Annotated in this window: 25 protein-coding genes; 12 read left to right on the top strand and 13 right to left on the bottom strand. The window is 66.5% G+C overall.

Going from position 1 to position 22,252, the window contains the following annotated elements; genetic code table 11:
- Nucleotides 1-50: 50 nt before the first annotated feature.
- On the bottom strand, nucleotides 51-1,157 hold the full coding sequence (locus tag NY08_RS21205; RefSeq protein ID WP_045198623.1) for a LacI family DNA-binding transcriptional regulator: 1,107 nt from the start codon (nucleotides 1,155-1,157) through the stop codon (nucleotides 51-53).
- A 141-nt stretch (nucleotides 1,158-1,298) separates the two neighbouring features.
- Here NY08_RS21205 and NY08_RS21200 point away from each other — a divergent pair, with 141 nt between their 5' ends.
- The 6 genes from NY08_RS21200 to NY08_RS21175 are packed head-to-tail and all read left to right on the top strand — an operon-like array spanning nucleotide 1,299 to nucleotide 6,294.
- Nucleotides 1,299-2,318 carry a metal ABC transporter solute-binding protein, Zn/Mn family gene (locus tag NY08_RS21200; protein WP_045198621.1) on the top strand — a complete coding sequence of 340 codons (1,020 nt, stop codon included), beginning with the start codon at nucleotides 1,299-1,301 and terminating at the stop codon, nucleotides 2,316-2,318.
- Between the two features lie 48 nt (nucleotides 2,319-2,366).
- The gene (locus NY08_RS21195) at nucleotides 2,367-3,200 is read left to right on the top strand and encodes a metal ABC transporter ATP-binding protein (RefSeq protein ID WP_032397185.1); all 834 of its coding nucleotides are present in this window, start codon (nucleotides 2,367-2,369) and stop codon (nucleotides 3,198-3,200) included.
- Complete coding sequence (locus tag NY08_RS21190) at nucleotides 3,197-4,075, top strand: metal ABC transporter permease (RefSeq protein ID WP_032397186.1); 879 nt, start codon at nucleotides 3,197-3,199, stop codon at nucleotides 4,073-4,075. The genes NY08_RS21195 and NY08_RS21190 overlap by 4 nt, the downstream gene beginning before the upstream one ends.
- 1 nt (nucleotide 4,076) lies before the next feature.
- Complete coding sequence (locus NY08_RS21185) at nucleotides 4,077-4,844, top strand: LamB/YcsF family protein (RefSeq protein ID WP_045198619.1); 768 nt, start codon at nucleotides 4,077-4,079, stop codon at nucleotides 4,842-4,844.
- Nucleotides 4,841-5,443, top strand: a complete 603-nt coding sequence (gene pxpB / locus NY08_RS21180; protein WP_045198617.1) for a 5-oxoprolinase subunit PxpB — start codon at nucleotides 4,841-4,843, stop codon at nucleotides 5,441-5,443. The genes NY08_RS21185 and pxpB overlap by 4 nt, the downstream gene beginning before the upstream one ends.
- The gene (locus tag NY08_RS21175) at nucleotides 5,440-6,294 is read left to right on the top strand and encodes a biotin-dependent carboxyltransferase family protein (RefSeq protein WP_045198615.1); all 855 of its coding nucleotides are present in this window, start codon (nucleotides 5,440-5,442) and stop codon (nucleotides 6,292-6,294) included. The genes pxpB and NY08_RS21175 overlap by 4 nt, the downstream gene beginning before the upstream one ends.
- Here the strand turns inward: NY08_RS21175 and NY08_RS21170 are convergent.
- Both NY08_RS21170 and shiA read right to left on the bottom strand, forming a co-directional pair.
- Complete coding sequence (locus NY08_RS21170; RefSeq protein WP_045198613.1) at nucleotides 6,284-7,120, bottom strand: shikimate dehydrogenase family protein; 837 nt, start codon at nucleotides 7,118-7,120, stop codon at nucleotides 6,284-6,286. The genes NY08_RS21175 and NY08_RS21170 overlap by 11 nt on opposite strands.
- Nucleotides 7,117-8,481, bottom strand: a complete 1,365-nt coding sequence (shiA, locus tag NY08_RS21165; protein WP_230596973.1) for a shikimate transporter — start codon at nucleotides 8,479-8,481, stop codon at nucleotides 7,117-7,119. The genes NY08_RS21170 and shiA overlap by 4 nt, the downstream gene beginning before the upstream one ends.
- Before the next feature lie 144 nt (nucleotides 8,482-8,625).
- Here shiA and NY08_RS21160 point away from each other — a divergent pair, with 144 nt between their 5' ends.
- The gene (locus tag NY08_RS21160; RefSeq protein WP_045198609.1) at nucleotides 8,626-9,399 is read left to right on the top strand and encodes an IclR family transcriptional regulator domain-containing protein; all 774 of its coding nucleotides are present in this window, start codon (nucleotides 8,626-8,628) and stop codon (nucleotides 9,397-9,399) included.
- A gap of 2 nt (nucleotides 9,400-9,401) precedes the next feature.
- On the opposite strand, the gene rlmB is transcribed toward NY08_RS21160, so the two are convergent.
- The 5 genes from rlmB to NY08_RS21135 are packed head-to-tail and all read right to left on the bottom strand — an operon-like array spanning nucleotide 9,402 to nucleotide 13,454.
- Entirely contained in the window at nucleotides 9,402-10,385 is a 984-nt protein-coding gene (rlmB, locus tag NY08_RS21155) for a 23S rRNA (guanosine(2251)-2'-O)-methyltransferase RlmB (protein ID WP_032397190.1), read from the bottom strand.
- On the bottom strand, nucleotides 10,385-11,800 hold the full coding sequence (cysS, locus tag NY08_RS21150) for a cysteine--tRNA ligase (protein ID WP_045200901.1): 1,416 nt from the start codon (nucleotides 11,798-11,800) through the stop codon (nucleotides 10,385-10,387). The genes rlmB and cysS overlap by 1 nt, the downstream gene beginning before the upstream one ends.
- Nucleotides 11,801-11,823: 23 nt before the next feature.
- Nucleotides 11,824-12,288, bottom strand: a complete 465-nt coding sequence (ispF, locus tag NY08_RS21145) for a 2-C-methyl-D-erythritol 2,4-cyclodiphosphate synthase (protein WP_032397191.1) — start codon at nucleotides 12,286-12,288, stop codon at nucleotides 11,824-11,826.
- Between the two features lie 10 nt (nucleotides 12,289-12,298).
- Nucleotides 12,299-12,964 carry a 2-C-methyl-D-erythritol 4-phosphate cytidylyltransferase gene (gene ispD, locus NY08_RS21140; protein WP_045198607.1) on the bottom strand — a complete coding sequence of 222 codons (666 nt, stop codon included), beginning with the start codon at nucleotides 12,962-12,964 and terminating at the stop codon, nucleotides 12,299-12,301.
- Between the two features lies 1 nt (nucleotide 12,965).
- Nucleotides 12,966-13,454, bottom strand: coding sequence for a CarD family transcriptional regulator (locus tag NY08_RS21135; RefSeq protein WP_027494344.1), 489 nt, complete (start codon nucleotides 13,452-13,454; stop codon nucleotides 12,966-12,968).
- 288 nt (nucleotides 13,455-13,742) lie between these two features.
- Here NY08_RS21135 and NY08_RS21130 point away from each other — a divergent pair, with 288 nt between their 5' ends.
- From NY08_RS21130 to disA, 3 genes are all read left to right on the top strand, one after another.
- Entirely contained in the window at nucleotides 13,743-14,351 is a 609-nt protein-coding gene (locus NY08_RS21130; RefSeq protein WP_032397193.1) for a hypothetical protein, read from the top strand.
- 43 nt (nucleotides 14,352-14,394) lie between these two features.
- Nucleotides 14,395-15,792, top strand: coding sequence for a DNA repair protein RadA (radA, locus tag NY08_RS21125; RefSeq protein ID WP_032397194.1), 1,398 nt, complete (start codon nucleotides 14,395-14,397; stop codon nucleotides 15,790-15,792).
- Between the two features lie 125 nt (nucleotides 15,793-15,917).
- Nucleotides 15,918-17,003 carry a DNA integrity scanning diadenylate cyclase DisA gene (disA, locus tag NY08_RS21120; protein WP_032397195.1) on the top strand — a complete coding sequence of 362 codons (1,086 nt, stop codon included), beginning with the start codon at nucleotides 15,918-15,920 and terminating at the stop codon, nucleotides 17,001-17,003.
- On the opposite strand, the gene NY08_RS21115 is transcribed toward disA, so the two are convergent.
- The 3 genes from NY08_RS21115 to NY08_RS21105 all read right to left on the bottom strand — a co-directional run bounded on the left by NY08_RS21115 (nucleotide 17,000) and on the right by NY08_RS21105 (nucleotide 19,363).
- Nucleotides 17,000-17,875 carry an SCO6745 family protein gene (locus NY08_RS21115; RefSeq protein ID WP_032397196.1) on the bottom strand — a complete coding sequence of 292 codons (876 nt, stop codon included), beginning with the start codon at nucleotides 17,873-17,875 and terminating at the stop codon, nucleotides 17,000-17,002. The two genes, disA and NY08_RS21115, sit on opposite strands and share 4 nt — an antisense overlap.
- Before the next feature lie 15 nt (nucleotides 17,876-17,890).
- Nucleotides 17,891-18,646: a hypothetical protein gene (locus tag NY08_RS21110; RefSeq protein ID WP_032397197.1), complete on the bottom strand. Its 756-nt coding sequence runs from the start codon at nucleotides 18,644-18,646 to the stop codon at nucleotides 17,891-17,893.
- Between the two features lie 90 nt (nucleotides 18,647-18,736).
- Complete coding sequence (locus NY08_RS21105; protein ID WP_032397417.1) at nucleotides 18,737-19,363, bottom strand: carbonic anhydrase; 627 nt, start codon at nucleotides 19,361-19,363, stop codon at nucleotides 18,737-18,739.
- 90 nt (nucleotides 19,364-19,453) lie between these two features.
- On the opposite strand from NY08_RS21105, the gene NY08_RS21100 reads away from it, so the two are divergent.
- Entirely contained in the window at nucleotides 19,454-20,338 is an 885-nt protein-coding gene (locus tag NY08_RS21100; protein ID WP_045198604.1) for an A/G-specific adenine glycosylase, read from the top strand.
- Here the strand turns inward: NY08_RS21100 and NY08_RS21095 are convergent.
- Nucleotides 20,335-21,144 carry an alpha/beta fold hydrolase gene (locus NY08_RS21095; protein ID WP_045200899.1) on the bottom strand — a complete coding sequence of 270 codons (810 nt, stop codon included), beginning with the start codon at nucleotides 21,142-21,144 and terminating at the stop codon, nucleotides 20,335-20,337. The genes NY08_RS21100 and NY08_RS21095 overlap by 4 nt on opposite strands.
- A 5-nt stretch (nucleotides 21,145-21,149) precedes the next feature.
- On the bottom strand, nucleotides 21,150-21,887 hold the full coding sequence (locus tag NY08_RS21090) for an alpha/beta fold hydrolase (RefSeq protein ID WP_045198602.1): 738 nt from the start codon (nucleotides 21,885-21,887) through the stop codon (nucleotides 21,150-21,152).
- Nucleotides 21,888-21,923: 36 nt separating this feature from the next.
- On the opposite strand from NY08_RS21090, the gene NY08_RS21085 reads away from it, so the two are divergent.
- Nucleotides 21,924-22,235: an antibiotic biosynthesis monooxygenase family protein gene (locus tag NY08_RS21085; protein WP_045198600.1), complete on the top strand. Its 312-nt coding sequence runs from the start codon at nucleotides 21,924-21,926 to the stop codon at nucleotides 22,233-22,235.
- Nucleotides 22,236-22,252 lie beyond the last annotated feature (17 nt).

Genomic DNA, 22,252 nt, shown 5'->3' with positions numbered 1-22,252 from the left:
CAATGGTCCATTGACGCGAAGGCGAGCGGAGCGAGCGGCGGCGGCGAAGGTCAGGCGATTGCGGGCGGTTGTTCCGGCGGCGGTCCAGCGGTTCGGCCGCGGAAGAGTTCGGTCGGCAGGGTTTCGGCGGCGACGATGCCCGAGTGCGAGGACGAGAGCACCAGTTTGCCCGCTCGACGGCCTTTTTCCTCGGCGTCCTGGCGCACGGTGGTGAGGTTCTCGCGGATGGCGTCGGAGATGCCGTCGAATCCGGTGACCGAGAGTTGGCTCGGCACATCGATTCCGGAGACTCTGGCGAAGTTGAGTGCGCCGAGGGCGATGACGTCGGTGGTGCAGAGCAGCGCGGTGGTCTCGCGGTTTGCCTGGAGGGCTTGGGCGGCGGCGGAGTGGCCGGAGCGCACGGTGTGGTCGAAGCGTTCGACGACGGTGAGGATGTCGGGATCGAGTCCGGCGTCGATCATCGCGGCTTGGACTCCGGCGATCCGTTCTCGTTGGACGTGGAAGTGACTGTCCGCCAGCCGCCCCGGGGGTACGACGCCGTCGCGACGGTCGCGTCCGAGCCGCATGCACAGGACCGCGAGGTGCTCGTGTCCGAGCGAGATGAGATGTGCGGCAAGCATTTTCATTGCGCCCCGGTCGTCGATGGCGACGAGGGCGGCTTCGGGGATGTTGCGGGGTTGGTCGCAGACGACGATCGGCAGATGACGTTCGCGAACCGCAGCGAGGTACGGGTCGTCGTCGGCGACGGAGTAGACGACGAACCCGTCGACTCCGGCCTGTTGCACGACGGCGGCGGCCTGCACGTCGTCGCGTTCGGCACCGGCGGGGATGAGCAGTAGTCCCTGTCCGGCGGCCTCGCAGGATTCGGCGAGTCCGGCGAGGAAGCTCATCGCGGCGGGGTCGCGGAAGGAGTAGCTCAGCGCCTCGGTGAGGAGCAGTCCGATGGCGCCGGCCTTGCGGGTGCGCAGTGATCGCGCGACCGGGTCGGGGCCCGCGTAGCCGCGACGCTTGGCGGCCTGGAGGACGCGTTCGCGAAGTTCGGGGGAGAGCTGATCGGGTCGGTTGTAGGCGTTCGAGACGGTGGTGCGCGACACCTTCAGCTCGGCTGCGATCGACGCCAACGTCGCTTGACGTCGCGGTTCGCTCGACCTGGCCATAACCGGGACGTTAGTCCCACAACGCACCGCAGAGAAACTCGAGGTCGCCTTCGTCCGATTCGAACAAAGGCCAATCGAACGCTAGAGTACAACGGTAACGGTTTCCATTAGCGTCAAGCCTTGCCCTTCAGGAGTACATCGATGTCGTCCATCCGTCGCGCGTCCCGGACCAAACTCACGGCCGCACTCGGCCTGACCTGCGCCGCAGCCCTCACGCTCAGCGCATGCAGCTCAACCGACTCCGCGAGCACCGAGTCTGCCCCGGCCACCCCCGTCGACGGACCGATCACGATCGTCGCGTCGACGAACGTCTGGGGAAGCGTTGCCGAGGCAGTGGCCGGCAACCTGGCCACAGTGACCTCGCTCATCTCCGATCCCTCTGCCGATCCGCACTCCTACGAGGCCAGCCCGGCCGACGCCGCTGCCGTCGCCGAGGCGTCGCTCGTGGTCTACAACGGCGGCGGCTACGACCAGTTCATCGAGGACATCCTCGGATCCGAGGGCAAGGACGTGCCGTCGGTCGATGCGTACACCCTGCTCGACGAGAGCCACGATCACGAGTCCGAGCCCACCTCCGGCGACGCGACGGCCGAGGCAGAGGCAGCGGACGATCACGGCCATTCGCACGGCGAGGTCAACGAACACGTCTGGTACAACGCCGAGGTCGCAGCGCACACCGCCGAGGAGATCGCCGACAAGCTCGGTCAGCTCGACCCCGACAACGCTGCCCAGTACACCGCCAACGCCGAAACGTTCCACGAGCAGGTACACGGCATCACCGACGTGACGGCGAAGATCGCTGCCGATCACCCGGGTGCACCGGTGGCGCAGACCGAGCCGATCGCGCACTACCTCATCGAGGAATCCGAACTCGACGATCGCACTCCCGAGGACTTCAAGGACTCCATCGAGGAGGGCAACGACCCGTCGCCCGCTTCGATCGCCGCGACGCGTGATCTGTTCACCTCGAAGTCCGTCCGCGCTCTGATCTACAACATCCAGACCGAAGATGCTGTGACGCAGGATATTCGCTCCACGAGCGAGGCCGCGGGCATCCCCGTCGTCGAGGTCACCGAGACTCTGCCCGCCGGGATGACGTACATCGAGTGGCAGACCAAGGCAGCGACGGATCTGCAGGCCGCCCTCGCAACGGCCCCTTGAGCCGATCCGACTCCTGATCTCGGACCGGCTGATGGAAAGCTGTAGTACATGCCTGCTGTAGAACTGCGCGATGCCGGACTGGCGTTCGGCGAGCGCACGCTGTGGCAGAACCTGGACCTGACGGTCGAGAAGGGCGAGTTCGTCGCCGTTCTCGGCCCCAACGGATCGGGCAAGACGTCTCTGCTGAAGGTGCTGCTCGGTCAGAATCACCTCACATCCGGCACGGCCGCGATCGACGGCAATCCCGTCCGTCGCGGCCAGTCGGGCGTCGGCTACGTGCCCCAGCAACGAAACATCGACGACGATCTCCCCCTGCGCGGACGCGATCTCGTCGGGCTCGGCTGGGACGGTCATCGGTGGGGAATGGGCCTGCGCGGCATGCGGCAGCGCAAGGAGACGGTGCAGCGCGCGATCGATCAGGTCGACGCCAACTCCTTCGCCGGAGCGCCGGTCGGCTCGATGTCCGGCGGTGAACAGCAGCGGCTGCGTATCGCCCAGGCACTCGTCGGCGATCCGTCGGTCCTGCTGTGCGACGAACCCCTGCTCAGCCTCGACCTCGCCAACCAATCTCTGGTCTCGAGCCTCATCGATCGTCGACGACGGGAGCACGACACCGCAGTGCTGTTCGTGACCCACGAGATCAACCCGATCCTGCCGCTCGTCGATCGCATCGTCTACATCGTCGACGGCCGGTTCCGTATCGGAACGCCGGAGGAAGTCATGACCACCGAGGTGCTCTCCGAGCTGTACGGCACCGAAGTCGAGGTACTGAAAGTTCGCGGCCGGCTCATCGTCGTCGGCACCGGCGACTCGATCGACGCGCTCGGCTCGGCAGGAGCCCACCATCCACCCGTGCCGCACGACAGAGAAGACAAGGCATGAACGAGAAGGTTCTCGACGCATTCTCGAAGATGCTCGACTTCGATACCACCGCAAATCTGCTGACCTACGACTTCGTCCAGCAGGCACTGCTCGCCGCCGCGATCCTCGGATTGCTCGCAGGCGCACTCGGTCCGCTGATCGTCAGCCGCCAGTGGGCGTTCGCGGTGCACGGATCGAGTGAGCTCTCGCTCACCGGTGCCTCCGCGGCACTGCTCGTGGGCATCACCGTCGGCCTCGGAGCCATCGTCGGGTCCGTGGTCGCGGCGGTCATGTTCGCCCTGCTCGGCAGCAAGGCCCGCGACCGCGACTCGGTCATCGGCGTGATCATGTCCTTCGGTCTCGGCCTGTCGGTGCTGTTCATCTGGCTCTACCCGGGCCGAACCGGCACCAGCTTCTCGCTGCTCATCGGCCAGATCGTCGGCGTCGGACAGAGCGGTATTCAGCTTCTGCTGGTGTGCGCGGTCCTGGTGTTGATCGTCCTCACCGTGGTCTACCGTCCGCTGCTGTTCGCCAGCACCGACCCCGAGGTGGCGCTGGCCCGCGGCGTCCCCGTCCGCGCACTCTCGGTGGTGTTCGCCGTGCTCGTCGGTGTCGCCTGTGCGCTGGGCGTGCAGATCGTCGGCGCGCTGCTGGTGCTCTCGCTGCTCATCACCCCGGCCGCGGCCGCCGCACGGGTGACGGCAAGCCCGCTGAAGGCGACGCTGCTGTCCATCGTCTTCGCCGAGATCGCCGCCGTCGGCGGCATCCTGCTCTCCCTTGCTCCCGGCCTGCCGGTCTCGACGTTCGTCACCACCATCTCCTTCGTGATCTACCTCGTGTGCCGCGCGATCGGCGGAACCCGCAAGGCCAATTCCGGACGACTGGTCGCCGCCTAGGATGTCGAGGGTGTCCATCGACCTCAACGCCGATCTCGGCGAGAGCTACGGTGCGTGGACTCTCGGCGACGACGACGCGATGCTCGCCCTGGTCTCGAGTGCCAACGTTGCGTGCGGCTTTCATGCCGGTGATCCCACCACTCTGCTGCGGACGTGCCGCTCGGCCGCGACAGCGGCGGTACGAATCGGAGCGCAGGTGGGCTACCACGACCTCGCCGGGTTCGGCAGGCGCTTTCTCGACGTCTCCCCCGCCGATCTCACCGCCGACGTGGTTTATCAGATCGGTGCCCTCGACGCGCTTGCCCAGGTTGCCGGTTCGGCCGTCGCCTACGTCAAACCGCACGGTGCGCTGTACAACGCGATCGTGCACCACCGCGGCCAGGCCAAGGCCGTGGTCGACGCCGTTCTCGCCTACGACCCCACGCTGCCGGTGCTCGGCCTGCCCGGCTCGGTGTTCCTCGAGGAAGCCGAACGAGCCGGACTGCGCACTGTCGCAGAGGCTTTCGCCGACCGCGCGTACACCCCGCAGGGAACGCTGGTGTCCCGCTCGGAACCCGGTGCCGTGCTGTCCGATCCCGACGCCGTCGCCCAGCGCGTGTTGACCATGATCACCGACGGCACGACCCTGGCTGTCGACGGCTCGACCATCGACGTCCGGGCGGAGTCGATCTGTCTGCACGGCGACTCCCCCGGCGCGGTCGCGATGGCCGCGGCCGTATCGAACCTGTTGCGCGCCAACGGTATCGACATCTCTGCATTCGTCCGATGAGGATTCACCCGGCCGGTGAGGACGCACTGCTGGTCGAATTGGACGGGCTGGACGAGACGATGGCGTACTACCGCTCTCTGACGGCCGACCCACCCGCGGCGGTCGTGGATCTGGTACCAGCCGCACGCACGGTCCTGGTGATGTTCGACGGGCCGAAGCAGCCGGTTCTGGACTGGATCGCGGCCACCGAACCCGCAGTCACGACCACCGACGACCGGTCCGACACCGTGACGATCTCGGTGGTCTACGACGGCGAGGACCTGGACGAGGTTGCCCGACTGACCGGCCTGTCCACCGCCGACGTCGTTGCCGCCCATGTCGATCAGACGTGGACCGTCGCGTTCGGCGGTTTCGCACCCGGCTTCGGCTACCTCGTAGGCACCGATGCACGACTGCATGTTCCGCGGCGCACGTCGCCGCGCACCAGCGTTCCGGCCGGTTCGGTGGGCCTGGCGGGTGAGTTCTCGGGCATCTATCCGCGCTCCTCCCCCGGCGGGTGGCAACTGATCGGACGCACCGACGCTCGGTTGTGGGATCTCGACCGCGATCCACCCGCGCTGCTGCGGCCCGGCACCATCGTCCGATTCGAGCAGGCATGAGAGCCCTGACCGTTCTGCAGACGGGACCACTGTGCACCGTCCAGGATCGCGGACGCCCCGGATTCGCGTCGATCGGCGTCGGCCGCTCGGGTGCCGCAGACCGACTCTCGCACGATGCCGCGAACCGTTTGGTGGGCAACGACTCCGACGCCGCCACACTGGAAGTGACTTTCGGTGGCCTGAAACTACGCGCCGAGTTCGACGCTCTCGTGGCCGTCACCGGGGCGCAGGTGAACTGCCGCGTGGACGGCACAGAGCAGGGACTGTTCTCGACCATCACCCTCAGAGCCGGACAGACGCTGGAATTGTCCGCGCCCACATGGGGTCTGCGCAGCTACGTTGCCGTACGGGGTGGGATCGACGTTCCGGCAGTCCTGGGCAGTCGGTCGACGGACACGATGTCGGGCATCGGCCCGGCCCCACTCTCTCCCGGCGATGTTCTGAACGTCGGCAACGACAGTGCCGAATGGCCTGCTGCAGATTTCGTGCCGCCGCCATCGCTCCACGAGACCTTGCACGTGAAGTTCGGGCCGCGTGACGGCTGGTTCACCGAGAACGCCTCGAAGACGCTGGTGCAGCAGCTGTGGACGGTCACACCGGACACCGATCGCGTCGGGATCAGGCTCGACGGATCCGAGCCCCTGGCCCGCGCAATCGACGGTGAGTTGTCCAGTGAGGGAATGGTTCTCGGGTCTCTGCAGGTTCCCCCGTCAGGGAAGCCCGTACTGTTTCTCGCCGACCATCCCGTCACAGGCGGGTATCCGGTGATCGCCGTCGTCACCGCAGCAGACGTGTCCGTGGCCGCGCAGTTGACCCCCGGCACTCGGGTGCGCTTCCGCGCTATCGGTTGATCCCGGCAGCGGCGGGACAGATTTCACGAATGCTTCGTCGCAACGCATCGGACATCCGGTCGGGCAGTCCGAGCGGCCGAACCATGGCATCGGCCTGGTGGAACAGGTGGGTCCAGCCGTCGATCAGTTCGATTCCACGATCGGCGGCATAGGACTCGGCGGCGTTGCGCATGTCGGCGTAGACGAAGTCGTACACCGTTGCCGTCGGTGCCAGTTCACCTGCGCCCCAGGCGAGCTGATCCTCCGAGCCGTCTCGTCCGATGGGCGTCGCATTGATCACCAGGTCGTAGGAGCCCAGATCCACTGCTCGATCCGACCAGTCGACGACCGCGACGGAACCGTCGTACCCGTCGAGTTCGGCAACGAGAGCCGCCGCTGCACGACGGTCGACATCCGAGACCACCAGCCTGCCGATGCGGGCGTGCAAGGCGAATGCCGCAGCATGCGCGGCACCACCGGCTCCGAGCAGAAGTACCGATCCGAAGGTACGTCCTGCGGTCGCGGCTCGGACCGCCGCGATGTCGGTGTTCATGGCGAACAGCGCACCCGAACGCAGGAACAGCAGATTCGCCACCCCCGAGACCGTCACATCCGGATCGGCCTCGTCGGCAACCGTTGCGGCCCAGTGCTTCCAAGGCATCGTCACGTTCGCAGCATCGGTGCGGCCGCCCCGGAGAGCCTTCTCGACGTCGGGTAGGCCGGCGGCGTCGACGACCTCCCAGGCGTCGTAACTGGACGAGACCTCGGCGATCTCGAACGCACGCGTCCACAGCGCGGGTGACATCGCGGTGGACGCGTGCGAACCGACCAGGGTCAGCGAGCTCATACCGACTTCGAGACACGCTCTGCAACAACACCTTCTGCTGCAGGAGCCTGTACGGAGACGGACGTGACGTCGGAGGAACCCATGTTCTTCATCAGCGCTGCGACCACGGCCGAGATGATGCATCCCAGGGCCAGGTACGCCGCGACGTAGTGCCAGGAGCCGTCGTTCCAGCTCACCAGAGCGGCCGCGATGAACGGGGTGAAGCCACCGGCGATCGCGCTGGCGACCTGATAGCCCACACCGGCACCGCTGTAGCGCAGTTCCGGGCCGAACATCTCGGTGAACAGCGGCTGTTGCACCGAGACCACCATGTCGTGCGAGACGTTGACCAGGATGACGGCGAGGATCACGATGGCGACCACCGAGGCCGCTTGCAGGGAGAGGAAGAACGGCACGGCAGCCAGTGCGCCCACGACGGCACCGGTGACGAAGATCGGCTTGCGGCCGAAGCGGTCGGCGACCGCCGCGTAGGCCGGGATGCTCAGGATGCCGATGGCACCGACCAGCAGCGCGACGTTGAGCATGAACTGGCGCTCGTAGCCCAGTTCGTTGACGGTGTAGCTGAGCGCGAAGGTGGTGACGATGTACATGGTGAACAGCTCGGCCATGCGCAGCGCGATGATCTTGAGGAACGAACCGGGGTGCTCGGTGATCGCCTGGATGACCGGTAGCTTCTTCTTCTCACCGCTCTCCTCGACTGCCTGCTCGAACACGGGCGATTCCTCGACACCGGATCGGATCCACAGGCCGAACAGTACGAGCACCGCGCTGGCCAGGAACGGTACGCGCCAGCCCCAGCTGGTGAATGCGTCGTCGCTGAGCAGGTTGCTCATGATGGTGACCGCGCCGGTGGCGAGGATGAGGCCGACGGAGTAGCCGACCTGGACGCCACTGCTGTAGAACGCCTTCTTCTTCGCCGGCGCACTCTCGACGGCCATCAGCGATGCTCCGCCCCATTCGCCGCCGACGGCGAAGCCCTGGATCGCGCGCAGCAGCACCAGCAGCAGCGGTGCGAACCAGCCGATGGACTCGAAGTTGGGAACCAGACCGATCAGGGCCGTTGCGACGCCCATCAGCAACATGGTCCAGATCAGCATCCGCTTGCGTCCGAGGCGGTCACCGAAGTGGCCGAAGAAGATTCCGCCGAGGGGCCGGAAGAGGAAGCCGACACCGAAGGTCGCGAACGCGGCCATCACGCCCACTGCGGGCGAGACGCTCGGAAAGAACTGGGAGTTGAACACCAGCGCGGCGATGATGCCGTACAGCAGGAAGTCGTACCACTCGACCACGGCACCGACGAAGCTGCCGATGGCAGCTTTCCGTGCTCTGGATCCGTCCGCGACTGCGACGTCAACGTTCACTTGTCGGCCCTTCGATTTTGTGCGCATCGCGCACAGTTGTTTGTTATTCGCACAACTGTAACCAGAGGCAGCTCTTGTGGTCAAGACCACAAGCACGGAGCGGTGTGATGCATCGCGATCAGGGCGATGAGGCAGACTCGAACCATGACGGCCGAGATCGCCCCCGACGACCAACGCCCCGCCTGGTTCGTGCAGTCACTCGAACGAGGCCTGAGCGTGCTGCAGTGCTTCGACGACGCACATCCCGCCCGCACTCTGACCGAGGTCGCCGGGGCCGTCGGAGTCACACGAGCTACGGCCCGCCGACTGCTGCTGACGCTGGCCGAACTGGGATTCGTCCGCCAGGACGGCCGTCGGTTCACCCTCACCCCACGAGTGATGAACCTGGGCTTCACGTTCCTGTCCGGAATGGACCTGCCGCGTCTGGCCGAACCCCACATCGAAACGCTCGCACGACAATTGGGCGAAACGACTTCGGTGGCGATCCTCGACGGATTCGACATCGTCTACGTCGCGCGCGTTCCGTCGTCGCGCATGCTGCGGGTCGTCATAACATTGGGCACTCGATTCCCCGCGCACGCAACGTCTTCGGGTCGAGTGCTGCTCGCAGCGCTGCCCGAGAGCGAGCTGGAGCGTTACTTCGCCGACGCGCCCATCGAAGCCCTCACCCCGCGCACGCTCGTCGATCGAGACGCACTACGTGCCGAGATCGACCGAGTGCGCGCAGCCGGGTGGTCCGAGGTGGTCGACGAACTGGACGTCGGAATGCGTGCTGCTGCAGTGCCTTTGCGGAACAGCAACGGCACCGTCGTGGCCGCACTGAACACGTCACTGCACGCGAAGAATTACACCGACACCGACATGGTCCAGACCGTGATCCCGGCGATGCACGACACCGCCGCCCGCATCAGAACCTAGGTCTACCCGCGGCGTTGCCGAGCGATGTCGGCCAGCACGACGCCTGCGGCGACGGACGCGTTGAGCGATTCCACCGGCCCCGCCATCGGGATCGACAGAATGTGATCGCAGGTCTCGCTGACCAGACGCGACAGGCCCTTGCCCTCGGAACCGACGACGATGACTACCGGCCCCTTACCGTCGAAGGTGTCGAGTTCGGTGTCGCCGCCCGCGTCGAGACCGACGACGGTGACACCCTTGGACTGCCAATCCTTCAGTGTGCGAGTCAGATTCACTGCTCGCGCGATGGGCAGGCGAGCTGCGGCACCGGCACTGGTTCGCCATGCCACTGCCGACACGCTCGCGCTGCGCCGCTGCGGAATCACCACGCCGTGACCGCCGAAGGCAGCCACCGAACGCACGACGGCACCGAGGTTGCGCGGGTCGGTGATGTTGTCGAGAGCCACGAGCAGAGCCGGCTCCTGGTGCGTGCGCGCGTTCGAGATCAGATCGTCGGGGTGCGCGTAGCGGTACGGCGGCACCTGCAGGGCCAGGCCCTGGTGCAATCCGTTGGCGCTGAGCTTGTCCAGATCCGAGCGAGGAACTTCGAGGATGGAGATCCGCGCATCGCCTGCGCGCTGCACGGCTTCCTTGAGGCGATCGTCGCTGTCGGTGCCGACGGCAACCCACAGTGCGGTGGCGGGCACGCCTGCCCGCAGGCACTCGACGACCGGGTTGCGGCCCAGTACCACCTCGGGACCGTCTTCGGCCTTGCGTCCGGCCGGCCTGCCACCCGCGCGGCCACCGGTGCTGCCGCCACGATTCTGCGCGGACTTCTCGGCGAGCTTGGCCCGACGCGCGGCGGGATGCTTGGTGCGCTCGGAGGCGGGAGGCGTCGCCCCACGACCCTCGAGGCCCTTACGACGCTTGCCGCCGGAACCGGCGACCTGCCCCTTCTTGGTGCCGTCCTTGCGGATCGCGCCGCGCCTACTCGAATTGCCTGCCATCACAAACCTGCTTCGTCGGTCTTGCTCGTACCCAGCGACCATTCGGGCCCGTTGGGTGTATCTGTCACGTCGACTCCGGCCTTCGCCAGTCGTGTCCGTATGTCGTCGGCAGTGGCCCAGTCCTTGGCCGCCTTCGCCGATGCTCGACGCTCCAGCTCGGCCTCGACCAACACGCCGAGAGCGCCGAGGGCGGCCGAGTCGGAACCGCTGTCGCGGCTCCAATGCGGATCGAGCGGATCGACACCCAGGATGTCGAGCATCGCTCGCACGCTGCCCGCGTACTCCGCCGCAGCCGTTAGATCGCCGGACTCGAGTGCGGTGTTGCCGAGTGTGACGGTGGCGTGAATCTCGGCCAACGCCTTGGGAACTCCGAGGTCGTCGTCGAGGGCCTCGGCGAACCCGGCGGTCCACTTGCCCATCGGTACCTCACCGGCACGTTCGACGGCTCGACGGACGAACCCTTCGATTCCCCGGTACGTCACGGCGGCGGTCTCGAGAGCGGTGTCGGAGTACTCGAGCATCGACCGATAGTGCGCACCACCGAGGTAGAACCGAAGCTCTTGCGGCCGAACCCTCTCGAGTACGTTCGGTACCGAGAGAACGTTGCCGAGTGACTTCGACATCTTCTCCCCACCCATCGTCACCCACCCGTTGTGCAGCCAGTACTGCGAGAAGCCGTCACCGGCCGCCATGGACTGCGCCCGCTCGTTCTCGTGGTGCGGGAACACCAGATCGAGGCCGCCGCAATGGATGTCGAACTCCGAGCCGAGGTAGTTCTCTGCCATCGCCGAGCATTCGAGATGCCAGCCCGGGCGGCCGGGACCCCACGGCGTCGGCCACGACGGCTCGCCGGGCTTCGCGCCCTTCCACAGCGTGAAGTCGCGGGGATCACGCTTGCCCTCGGCGACGCTCTCGCCCTGGTGCACGTCGTCGAGCTTGTGCCCGGACAGTGCGCCGTAGCTCGGGAAGCTCTGCACGTCGAAGTACACGTCACCGCACGAATCGGCGTAGGCGTGGCCGCGTTCGATCAGGCGCTCGATCATCTGCACCATCTGGGTGATGTGCCCGGTCGCGCGCGGCTCCGCCGACGGCGGCAGCACCCCGAGCCGGTCGTACGCCCACGTGAAGGATCGCTCGTAGGTAGCAGCCCACTCCCACCACGGACGGCCGGCATCGCGTGCCTTGTTGAGGATCTTGTCGTCGATGTCGGTGACGTTGCGTACGAACGCCACGTCGTAATCGTGCGCCAGCAACCAGCGGCGCAGTACGTCGAAGGCGACGCCGCTGCGCACGTGGCCGATATGCGGTTCGCCCTGCACCGTCGCCCCACACAGGTACACCGATACATGGCCAGGGACCAAGGGGGTGAATTCCCGCAGGGCCCTCGTCTCGGTGTCATGCAGGCGAAGGGTCACGACCAGCAATGCTACCGGTGGTTTTACCTCGTCATGACAAGTGCGGTCGCGATGGCCGCGATTCCTTCACCACGACCGGTCAACCCCAGCCCGTCGGTGGTGGTCGCAGACACCGATACCGGCGCACCGAGCACCCGCGAAAGAACTTCCTGAGCCTCGACACGGCGCGGTCCGATCTTGGGCCGATTGCCGATGATCTGCACCGCAGCGTTGCCGATCGCGAAACCGTCCTCGTCGAGCAGCCGCTTGACCTCGGTCAACATGGCGGCTCCACTGACCCCGTCCCATTCCGGACGCCCGGTCCCGAACACCGATCCGAGATCACCCAGTCCCGCCGCGGACAGCAATGCGTCGCACAGGGCATGCGAGGCCACGTCGCCGTCGGAATGCCCGTCGAGTCCGTCCGCGTCGGTGAACAGCAAACCCGCCAGCCAACAGGGCCGACCGGGAGCGATGGGATGGACGTCGGTTCCGATGCCGACTCTCATAGCGCGCCTCTCACAGCAGGGCCTGTGCCAGTAGTAGGTCGTGTGGAGTGGTGATCTTGAACGCGAGTGCGTCGCCGACGATGGAGTGCACCGTCTCGCCGATGCGCTCGACGAGGCCCGCGTCGTCGGTGGAGATGTCGGATGCGGCGTCGTACGCCCGGCGCAGGACGTCGGCGTCGAATCCCTGCGGAGTCTGCACCGAGCGCAGACTCGCGCGGTCCGGGGTACCGACCACCGCGCCCATGATGTCGACTTCCTTGATGGTGTCGACGACCGGGAGGACGGGGATGACGGCGGAGCGTCCGGCCCGCACCTCGGCCACGACGCGGGCGATCAGCGTCGGTGGGGTGAGGGCACGGGCTGCGTCGTGGACGAGTACGACGGCCGCATCGCCGACAGCGGCCAGACCGGCGCGCACCGAATCGGTGCGCTCGAGCCCTCCGGCCACGACGTCGACGTCGTCGCCGACATGACGACGGGCCGCGTCGAGCAGCTCGGCCGGCACGATGACGACGATGCGATCGACGGCCCCCGAGGCCCGAAGACCGTCCACGGACCGTGTCAGGAGAGAATCGGTGCCCAGACAGACGAATGCCTTCGGCTCGTCGTGTCCGAGCCGAAGGCCTTTGCCTGCTGCGGGTACCAGGGCGACCACGTCGCCGGAAGTACCGTTCACTCTAGGAAGCTGTAGCGAGAACTTCGTCGAGCATGGTGTCGGCCTTGGCCTGATCCGTTCCCTCGGCGAGTGCGAGCTCGCCGACCAGGATCTGACGCGCCTTGGCGAGCATCCGCTTCTCGCCTGCCGACAGGCCGCGGTCCTGCTCACGTCGCCAGAGATCACGGACGACCTCGGCAACCTTGTTCACGTCACCGGACGCGAGCTTCTCCAAGTTGGCCTTGTAGCGGCGCGACCAGTTGGTGGGCTCTTCGGTGTGCGGCGCGCGAAGCACCTGGAAGACTTTGTCGAGACCTTCTTGCCCGACGACGTCGCGAACGCCTACGTATTCTGCGTTGTCCGCGGGAACTCGAACGGTGAGGTCGCCTTGCGCGACCTTGAGAACCAGATACTCTCTCGGTTCACCCTTGATGGTGCGTGTCTCTATCGCTTCGATCAGCGCCGCTCCGTGATGGGGGTAAACGACGGTGTCTCCGACCTTGAAAATCATGTGACAAGTGCCCCTTTCGATTTACCCAGAATACCACGGCTCATATCAACGGTGCAGGTCAGGGGCATAGTGGTGCCGAATCAGGGGTTGACACAGACCGATCGACGTGTATCCGGGGCCACATTTTCACGTGCGTCACTGCGCCGTCCTCACACTCGGCAGGCACCCTCACCTGGCGTCATCGGGCCACCGGCAGACCCCACGAGCGGCCGGTGGACGAGAACTACTACTCTCCCTAGTGGACGAGATGGACCGAGCCGGCCCGGCACCACATGGAGGACGACCGAAGTGACTGCAATCGACGCTGCGACACCGCTTGGCCGCCATCGCAGGACGGCCGCTGCCCTCGCTCTTCTCGCCGGTGGCGCGCTCGCCCTCACCGCGTGCGGCGCAGGTCAGATCTCCCAGACGGCCACTCAGGTCGCCGCGGTCAACGGCAACTCCGTCGACGTCGGCGACATCCAGCTGCGCAACGTGCACGTGGTGTACCCCGATTCGCAGGAGTACAGCATCGAGCCCGGCGGCACCGTCGAGCTCGGTTTCACGGCCATCAACTCCAACCCGGGTGTGGCCGACGAGCTGACCGGCATCTCCTCCCCCGAGGCCGAGGTCACCATCGTCGACGAGGCGGAATCGGGCAGCACCGAGATCGCTCCGCTGACCGCGCTCGGCGCAGGTACGCCCGCGGACGTTCAGCTCGACGATCCGCTGCTGCCGATCCAGCTGATCAAGGTCGAGATGGCAGACATCTCCGAGAACGTTCGGCCGGGCCTGACCCTGCCGGTCACGTTCGAGTTCGCCAACGCGGGCGAGGTCGTCGTCAACGTTCCCGTCGATGCCGGCCACGAGCTCGAGCGCGACGAGTCCGCGGTGACCGAGCACAGCGAAGGCGAGTAGCCGCCGCCCCGACACTGTCGGTGCCCATCGTTAGGCTCGCGGCGTGGTCAAACTGAAGTCGAGCTACCGCTGCTCCGCGTGCCGTCACTCGGTCTCCAAATGGGTCGGTCGCTGCCCCGAGTGCGGTGACTGGGGCTCGATGGACGAAGTCCAGGCCACCGCTGCTCCGCTCGCCACACGCGCAGGCGCATCGGCCCTTCGTTCGGGCGGTGGGGCCATGATTCCCACCACGCCCGCTGCAGCTCTGACGACCATCAGCAGTGCCACCTCGCAGGCCAACACCACCGGAATCGACGAGTTCGATCGTGTTCTGGGTGGCGGCCTCGTCCCCGGTTCGGTCGTGCTCCTCGCCGGCGAGCCCGGAGTCGGCAAGTCGACGCTGCTGCTGGAGGTGGTGCATCGGTGGGCCCGATCGGCGCCCGATCGCCGAGCGCTCTACGTCACGGGCGAGGAGTCGGCGGGTCAGGTGAGGTTGCGTGCCGATCGGACCGGCGCGGTACACGAGCGCGTCTTCCTCGCCGCCGAGTCCGACCTCGCCACCGTCTTCGGCCACGTCGAGCAGGTCGAGCCGAGCCTGCTGATCGTCGATTCCGTGCAGACGATGCTCGCCGCGGACGTCGACGGCGTCATCGGCGGTGTCACGCAGGTTCGCGCCATCACGAGCGCGCTGACCACGCTGGCCAAGACGACCGGGGTTGCGGTGCTGCTCGTCGGGCATGTCACGAAGGAGGGCGCGGTGGCAGGTCCGCGCTCGCTCGAGCACCTTGTCGACGTGGTCCTCAACTTCGAGGGCGACAAGCACTCGACTCTGCGGATGATCCGCGGCGTCAAGAATCGGTTCGGCGCATCCGACGAGGTCGGCTGCTTCGAGCTGCGCGAAACCGGGATCGTCGGCATCAGTGATCCGTCCGGGCTGTTCCTGCATCATCGGGGCGACGCCGTGCCCGGCACTGCCGTCACCGTCACGATGGACGGCAAACGGCCGCTGTTGGCCGAGCTGCAAGCACTGATCGTGGACACCGCGATGCCGTCGCCCCGGCGCGCGGTCAGCGGGCTCGATCACGCCCGCGTGGCGATGATCCTGGCCGTGTTGGAACGCCGCTGCGGGGTCAAGGTGTCCAAGGCGGAGGTCTATGCGGCGACGGTCGGCGGCATGCGCACCAGCGAACCGTCCGCCGATCTCGCGCTGGCTGCGGCCGTGGCGTCGGCGGTCCGCGATCAGCCGCTGCCCCCGGGCATGGTGATTCTGGGCGAGGTGGGGCTGGCAGGCGAGGTGCGCCGCGTCGCCGGACTGGGTCGCCGCCTCGCCGAGGCCGCGCGGTTGGGCTTCAACTACGCCATCGTCCCCGAGGATGCAGGCCCCATACCGGACGGCATCAAGGTCAAGACCGTCACCAACGTCGGCGAGGCGTTGACCTACACGCGTATGCGGCCCGTATGACACCGGGCAGTATTCTTTGTCGGGCTGCCTGCACGTAGTTGCGCAGTACTCTTTATCCGCAGACATGCATCGCCCGCACGGGCAGCAACCACGCCGCACGCCGAGACGACACGAGGGGGTTGGCCATGGAGGGCACCACGCCGTCCCCAGCGTTGCGCGAGACCATCGCCCGGCTCGCACCGGGAACCGCCCTGCGCGACGGTCTCGAGCGAATTCTGCGCGGCCGCACCGGCGGCCTGATCGTCCTCGGATACGACGACGAGGTCGAGGCCATCTGTGACGGCGGATTCGAGCTCGATGTCGAGTTCGCGCCGACCAGACTTCGCGAGCTGTCGAAAATGGATGGCGCAGTAGTACTTTCGACCGACGGCAAACGAATCGTCCGGGCCAATGTGCAGCTCGTACCGGACCACAAGATCCCCACCGTCGAATCCGGCACCCGGCACCGCGCCGCCGAGCGAACCGCCATGCAAACCGGCTATCCCGTCGTCTCGGTGAGCCAGTCGATGAGCATCGTCAGCGTCTACATCGGCGGCGTCAGGCACGTCGTGGAGGGCTCGGCCACCATCCTCTCGCGCGCCAATCAGGCCGTCGCGACCCTCGAGCGCTACAAAGCCAGGCTCGACGACAACACTCGTCAACTCTCGGTCGTCGAGATCGAGGACTTCGTGACCCTGCGGGATGCCCTGACCGTCGCGCAGCGTCTCGAGATGGTGCGGCGAGTGTCGGTGGAGATCGAACAGAACGTCCTGGAACTCGGCACCGACGGCAGGCAACTCGCGCTCCAGCTCGAAGAGTTGTTGGGCGACAACGACGTCGATCGCCAACTGATCGTCCGTGACTACCTCGCCGGGAACGAACCGTCGAGCACCACCGGAGTCGAGAAGGCACTCGCCGCACTGGACAAGCTGACCGACGTCGATCTGCTGGATCTGACGACGCTGGCCCGAGCCTTCGGATATCCCGCGACCATCGAGGCCCTCGACACCCCGATGAGCCCCCGCGGGTACCGGGTGCTCACCCGAGTTCCGCGGTTGCAGTTCAGCCAGATTCACCGACTCGTCGGCGCGTTCGGCACCCTGCAGGGGCTACTCGCGGCCACCTCGGCCGACCTGCAGTCCGTCGACGGCATCGGTGGACTGTGGGCCCGTCACATCCGCGAAGGCCTCTCCAGACTGGCCGAGGCCTCGATCTCGGGACCGTACGACTAGGACGCCTTCTTCTTCGTCCCCGGCAGGAAGCCTGCATCGATCACGGCCTTCACGTACGGTCGTGCGCTCGTGATCAACTCCTCGGCATCGGGGACGTCTCTCCACACGGCCGACGCCATGATGTCGGTGCGATCCTCGATGTGCTGATCGAGCGCGACGCCGTCATCGGTCAACGTCTCGCCCTCGGCGGAGACGGTGAGCAGTCCACGGGCAGCGAGTCGTTCTGCGGCAGAACCCCATTCGCTCTCGGACCATTCCCGGGTGAGCTGCGTGATGCGCTTGCCGAGCGCCCGACGGCCGGGCTGCGGGTTCGGCCGGTCGGCCTCGTGGAACACGGCCGCTTCCGTTGGATCGAGTTCTGCGTCGATCAGCGCGGCGAGGTGGCCGTCACCGCGCCACTCACGGAGGACGGTGATCGAGTGCCAGAGGGCCAAATGCGGTACCTCGGGTCGAGCGGCGGAGTGCCACGCGGCGGCGAGAGGTCGGCCCGCGAACGAGGCGGTGTCGCCGATATCGCCCAGACGCCCCGCCAACTCGGTGAGCGCAGGGTCGTCCGCCAGGGAGCCGAGAGCCGTGCCGAGAACGGAGTCGAGCAGGGCCCACCGACGATCGGACACCGTCTCCAGCCCGACGGCCACGGCGGCAGGCCACGCACGCTCGATCAGTACCGGATTGAAGTTGTAGAACGCAGCAGCGACGACACTCGGCGCGCACGGACCCATCGGAGCAGCCCGAGCTCCGACGTACCAGGCGTGCCCGTCGAGGCCGGTGTCCTCGTACGCCGATCCCAGTTCGGGATTGAAGTACGCGGTGACGTGGAAGGGTTCGAGCGTCTTGTAGGCCGCTCGGGCGAGTGCTGTCGAGGTGGTCATGAGAGTCGACCGTACTCAGCCCGTGATGTTGAACGGCTCCGGCGCGCTCTTGAGCTCGCCGAGCTGAGCGATTGCCTGGTAGGCACCCACGCCGACCGGGATGCGCTCTTCGCCGCAGCCGGGAACCGAGTTGGTACCCGACCACTTGACGGTGAAGCCGGCCTGCTCGCCGGGCTTGAAGGTGCGCAGATCCGAAGCAGCGTTGGGGAAGCAGTCGATGTTGGACCAGATGCGCTGATTGTCGAGGGTGTAGACGAGCGCCTGCTGCAGACCGGCACCGACGTCGCGCTGACATTCGGTGGAGCCGATGTTGGTGATGACCACGGTGAACACGGGCTCTTCGCCCAGCCGGTAGGTGGCCTGCTCCGGCGTCACCTTGATCGCGAGCGACTGATCCGAGCACTGATTGGCGATCACCGGAGCCGGCGCGCCGCTGGTGGTCGCAGCTGCGCCACCACCGGCAGCGGAGTCGGTGGCTCCACCCGAGCCGCCGGAACCGCCGGAACCACCTGATCCACCCGAACCGCCACCGGAGCCACCTGCACCGGCGGAATCCGCATCGGAGGCAGAGGAGCTGGGTGACGGCAGAGCCGAGGACGTCGCCGGAGCCGCAACGACACCTGCAGGAGCGGCCTCGGTGTCGTCGGAACCGCCACTGAGCGAGGCGATGAACCACACGATCAATCCGAGGACGACAACGGCCGCACCGATGGCGAGCGCACGGCGTCGCCAGTAGATTTCGGGAGGCAAAGGCCCGGTCGGTTCCAACACGAATCAACCGTATGCGGCCGAGGCCACGCTATCCCTGAGCCCACGCGGCGTGTCGCGTCAGCGAACTCACCGAGATGGGATCGGAGTGGTTCAGGCTGGTATTTCGCCGATGTCGCCGATCACCTCACGCAACTGCGCATGACCCTTCGACAGTTGGTAGGTGAGCCCGACGATCGCGAGCTCTCCGGCTTCGACCTTCTCGGCGACGATTCGGGAACGCTGCATCAGCAGATTTCCGGTTTCCTCGACGTGGCGGGCCTCGAACTCGTCGACGGCATGGTAGCCGTCGCGGCGGGCCGAGAGCACCGACGGGGTGACGCGTTCGACGACGTCGCGGATGTAGCCACCGGGTACGTCGCCACTCTCGAGGGCGTCGACGGTCGCCTTGACTGCACCGCAATGATCGTGGCCGAGCACCACGATCAGCGGCGCCTTCAGCACCGCGACGCCGTACTCGATCGAGCCCAGAACCGCAGAGTCGACGACATGGCCCGCGGTGCGCACCACGAACATGTCACCGAGGCCCTGATCGAAGATGATCTCTGCAGCAACACGCGAGTCCGCGCAGCCGAAGAGGATGGCACCGGGATGCTGAGCGCTCTCGAGGCGGGCGCGATCCTCGATACCCTGCGACGGGTGCAGGACCTCTCCGGAGACAAACCGTTGGTTGCCTTCCTTGAGTGACTTCCAGGCAGCGATCGGATTCGAAGCAGGCATGGGTTTCATTGTGCACGTGGATCGAGTTACCGGCGAGTCGGGTTGACTACTGTTGGGACCGATCACGGACACGACGAGAAGGGCGACCACTTGCCGATCGATGCCGACGCACTGCTCGGGTGGTTCGACACCGACGGACGCGACCTGCCGTGGCGAAGGCCCGGCGTCAGCGCGTGGCAGATCCTGATGAGCGAGATCATGCTGCAGCAGACGCCGGTGGTGCGGGTCGCGCCCATCTGGGAGCAGTGGGTGCAGCGTTGGCCGCTGCCGTCGGCGATGGCCGCGTCCTCGCAGGCCGAAGTGCTCCGCGCGTGGGGCAAGTTGGGCTATCCGCGTCGAGCACTGCGGTTGCACGAGTGCTCCCGGGTGCTCTCCGAAGAGTACGGCGACGAGGTGCCCACCGACGTCGAGACTCTGTTGGGTCTGCCGGGCATCGGCGCATACACCGCAAGAGCGGTCGCGACTTTCGCCTACGGTCAGCGAGTTCCTGTGGTGGACACCAATGTTCGACGCGTCGTCGCGCGTGCGATGCACGGCAACGCCGAGCCCGGAAATCCCTCGACCTCGCGGGATCTGGCCGATGTGGAACAGCTGCTTCCCGAGAGCGTCCCGCGCGCCGCGCGCTACTCGGCGGCGTTGATGGAACTGGGCGCACTGATCTGTACCGCCAAGAATCCGGCCTGCCTGCTGTGCCCACTGCCGGAGTGCGCCTGGATCGAGGCAGGCAGGCCCGCGCACACCGGCCCGGCCAAGAAGGTCCAGAAGTTCGCGGGGACGGATCGTCAGGTGCGCGGCAAGCTCATGTCGGTGCTGCGCGAGAGCACCGGACCGGTCGAGCGCGCTCAGCTGGACATCGTCTGGACCACCGACCCGACCCAACGCGACCGAGCTCTCGATTCACTGCTCACCGACGGCTTGATCGAACAAACCGAATCGGGATTGTTCGCCCTCGCGGGCGAGGGCTCGGACGGCTAGGACGCCAGGAACTCCACCAGCGCGGCATTGACCGCATCGGGGCGTTCGAGGTATCCGAAGTGACCGGTGTCGGCGATTTCGACGTACTGCGCACCGGGTATCGCGGAGGCGACGTCGCGGCACTGCTGTACCGGAATCATGCGATCATCAGCGAATCCGATCACCAGAGATTTCGCCCTGATCGCCCGGTACGCCGCCAATCGGTCCGTCCCTGAACGCATTTCGAGTCCGATCTGCGCACGCATACCCGCAGTCTTTCTGCCACCGGAGTATTCGAGGATCGCCAGCCAATCACCGATCGCCGAGTCGTCGGCGAGGGTCTTCGGCGAAAAGTTCTGCATCGCAGTCATCGCCGCCCGATACGACGCGGGGAGTTCGACCCCGGCGTCGTGAAGATCCTTCTCACCCTTCGACATCTGCGCACGAAAAGTGGTGGTCTTGCCGAAGGTGGCCATCATCACTGCATGCGACACCAGATCCGGCCGGGCCAAGGCCAGTTCCTGCGTCACGCGCGCTCCCATCGAGGTGCCCACGACGCGTGCAGGCCCGCCACCGAGGTGTTCGATGAGGGCAGCGGTGTCGGCGACCAGATCGTCGAGCGTCATTCCGCTCGCGCACTCGGAAGACGGTGCGATACCCCGATTGTCGAAGGTCACCACCCGGTACCCCTGCTTCACCAGCACCGGAACCTGATGGGTTCGCCACACGCGTCCCGGGCTACCGGTACCCATCACCAACACCACCAGCGGACCGTCGCCGGTGACGTCGTAGTTGAGGTCGATTCCGTTGAGCTTCGCGAGCGGCATTCGGATCATCCTAGTGCGCGCAGGAACTCCTGCACCGCCGTGCGATACCCCTCGGGTGCCTCGTCGTGAATCAGGTGCGCCGCCTTCTCGATCCGCACGTACGCCGATCCGGGCTTGCCCGAGTGCATTCGCTGCATCTGACCGGCCGGGGTGATGGTGTGTTCACCTTCGATCAGCAACACCGGAGCCTCGACGGCCTCCCACTCGTCCCAGAAGTGTCGAGTCCCCCACTCCTGCGAGATCGCCTCGAAGACGTCCACCTCACCGTGCAGGCGCCAGCCATCGTCACTTCGCACGAAGGAATCCAGAAAGTATTGTCCCGCAACATCTCCGAAGAACGCCAGCACCGCATCGGCGTCGGGAAAGGGTTGCGGCCACGCCCGCATCATCGCTGCCCAATCATCGGCGGTCCGTCCCCTGAAATCCGGAGAGATGTCCTCGACCACCATGGCGGAAACCAGGTCGGGGCGCTCGGCGGCGGCACACCAACCGTGCAGTGCGCCCATCGAATGACCGATCAACACACTGGGACCCAACGCCTCGAGATGCTCGAGCAGGTCGGCCACGAAGAACTCGGTCGTGAGCTCGGTCGGCGCAGGACGGCGATGCCCCGGCGCATCGTAGGAGTGCACATGCCCGAATTCTCGAAGCCACGGAACCTGCCGCCGCCAGGTGGCGGCGCTGCCCATCAGCCCGTGCAGCAGCAGAATCGAACGGCCGGATCCACCCTCGTCGTAGAGCATCACCACCGAGCATATCGGCGGAGTAATCTCGCGGGCATGGCCATTGTGAAGATCAATGCGATCGACGTACCCGAGGGCGCGGGCCCCGAACTCGAGAAGCGCTTCGCCGCGCGCGCCGGGTCGGTCGACGGCTCCCCGGGTTTCCTCGGGTTCCAACTGCTGCGGCCGGTCAAGGGCGAGTCGCGCTACTTCGTCGTCACCCAATGGGAGGACGAGGAGTCGTTCCAGGCATGGTCGGCGGGACCGTCGCGGGAGGCTCACGCAGGAGCCAGTTCTGCGAAGCCGGTCTCGTCCGGAGCATCCCTGCTCGAATTCGAGGTCGTACTGGACGTGCCTGCCGCGTCCTGAAGAGCGCACGCGTCCGC

Source organism: Rhodococcus sp. B7740 (assembly GCF_000954115.1).
Taxonomy (GTDB): Bacteria; Actinomycetota; Actinomycetes; order Mycobacteriales; family Mycobacteriaceae; genus Rhodococcoides.
This window is presented reverse-complemented; position numbering and strand designations above follow the sequence as displayed.

Coding starts and splice junctions, on each gene's coding strand:
- NY08_RS21085 (WP_045198600.1), top strand. CDS start 21,924: ATGGCCATTGTGAAGATCAATGCGATCGACGTACCCGAGGGCGCGGGC.
- NY08_RS21185 (WP_045198619.1), top strand. CDS start 4,077: ATGTCGAGGGTGTCCATCGACCTCAACGCCGATCTCGGCGAGAGCTAC.
- NY08_RS21170 (WP_045198613.1), bottom strand. CDS start 7,120: ATGAGCTCGCTGACCCTGGTCGGTTCGCACGCGTCCACCGCGATGTCA.
- disA (WP_032397195.1), top strand. CDS start 15,918: ATGGAGGGCACCACGCCGTCCCCAGCGTTGCGCGAGACCATCGCCCGG.
- NY08_RS21200 (WP_045198621.1), top strand. CDS start 1,299: ATGTCGTCCATCCGTCGCGCGTCCCGGACCAAACTCACGGCCGCACTC.
- NY08_RS21115 (WP_032397196.1), bottom strand. CDS start 17,875: ATGACCACCTCGACAGCACTCGCCCGAGCGGCCTACAAGACGCTCGAA.
- NY08_RS21195 (WP_032397185.1), top strand. CDS start 2,367: ATGCCTGCTGTAGAACTGCGCGATGCCGGACTGGCGTTCGGCGAGCGC.
- ispF (WP_032397191.1), bottom strand. CDS start 12,288: ATGAGAGTCGGCATCGGAACCGACGTCCATCCCATCGCTCCCGGTCGG.
- NY08_RS21090 (WP_045198602.1), bottom strand. CDS start 21,887: ATGCTCTACGACGAGGGTGGATCCGGCCGTTCGATTCTGCTGCTGCAC.
- rlmB (WP_032397190.1), bottom strand. CDS start 10,385: ATGGCAGGCAATTCGAGTAGGCGCGGCGCGATCCGCAAGGACGGCACC.
- NY08_RS21095 (WP_045200899.1), bottom strand. CDS start 21,144: ATGCCGCTCGCGAAGCTCAACGGAATCGACCTCAACTACGACGTCACC.
- NY08_RS21160 (WP_045198609.1), top strand. CDS start 8,626: ATGACGGCCGAGATCGCCCCCGACGACCAACGCCCCGCCTGGTTCGTG.
- pxpB (WP_045198617.1), top strand. CDS start 4,841: ATGAGGATTCACCCGGCCGGTGAGGACGCACTGCTGGTCGAATTGGAC.
- NY08_RS21105 (WP_032397417.1), bottom strand. CDS start 19,363: ATGCCTGCTTCGAATCCGATCGCTGCCTGGAAGTCACTCAAGGAAGGC.
- NY08_RS21175 (WP_045198615.1), top strand. CDS start 5,440: ATGAGAGCCCTGACCGTTCTGCAGACGGGACCACTGTGCACCGTCCAG.
- NY08_RS21205 (WP_045198623.1), bottom strand. CDS start 1,157: ATGGCCAGGTCGAGCGAACCGCGACGTCAAGCGACGTTGGCGTCGATC.
- NY08_RS21190 (WP_032397186.1), top strand. CDS start 3,197: ATGAACGAGAAGGTTCTCGACGCATTCTCGAAGATGCTCGACTTCGAT.
- NY08_RS21135 (WP_027494344.1), bottom strand. CDS start 13,454: ATGATTTTCAAGGTCGGAGACACCGTCGTTTACCCCCATCACGGAGCG.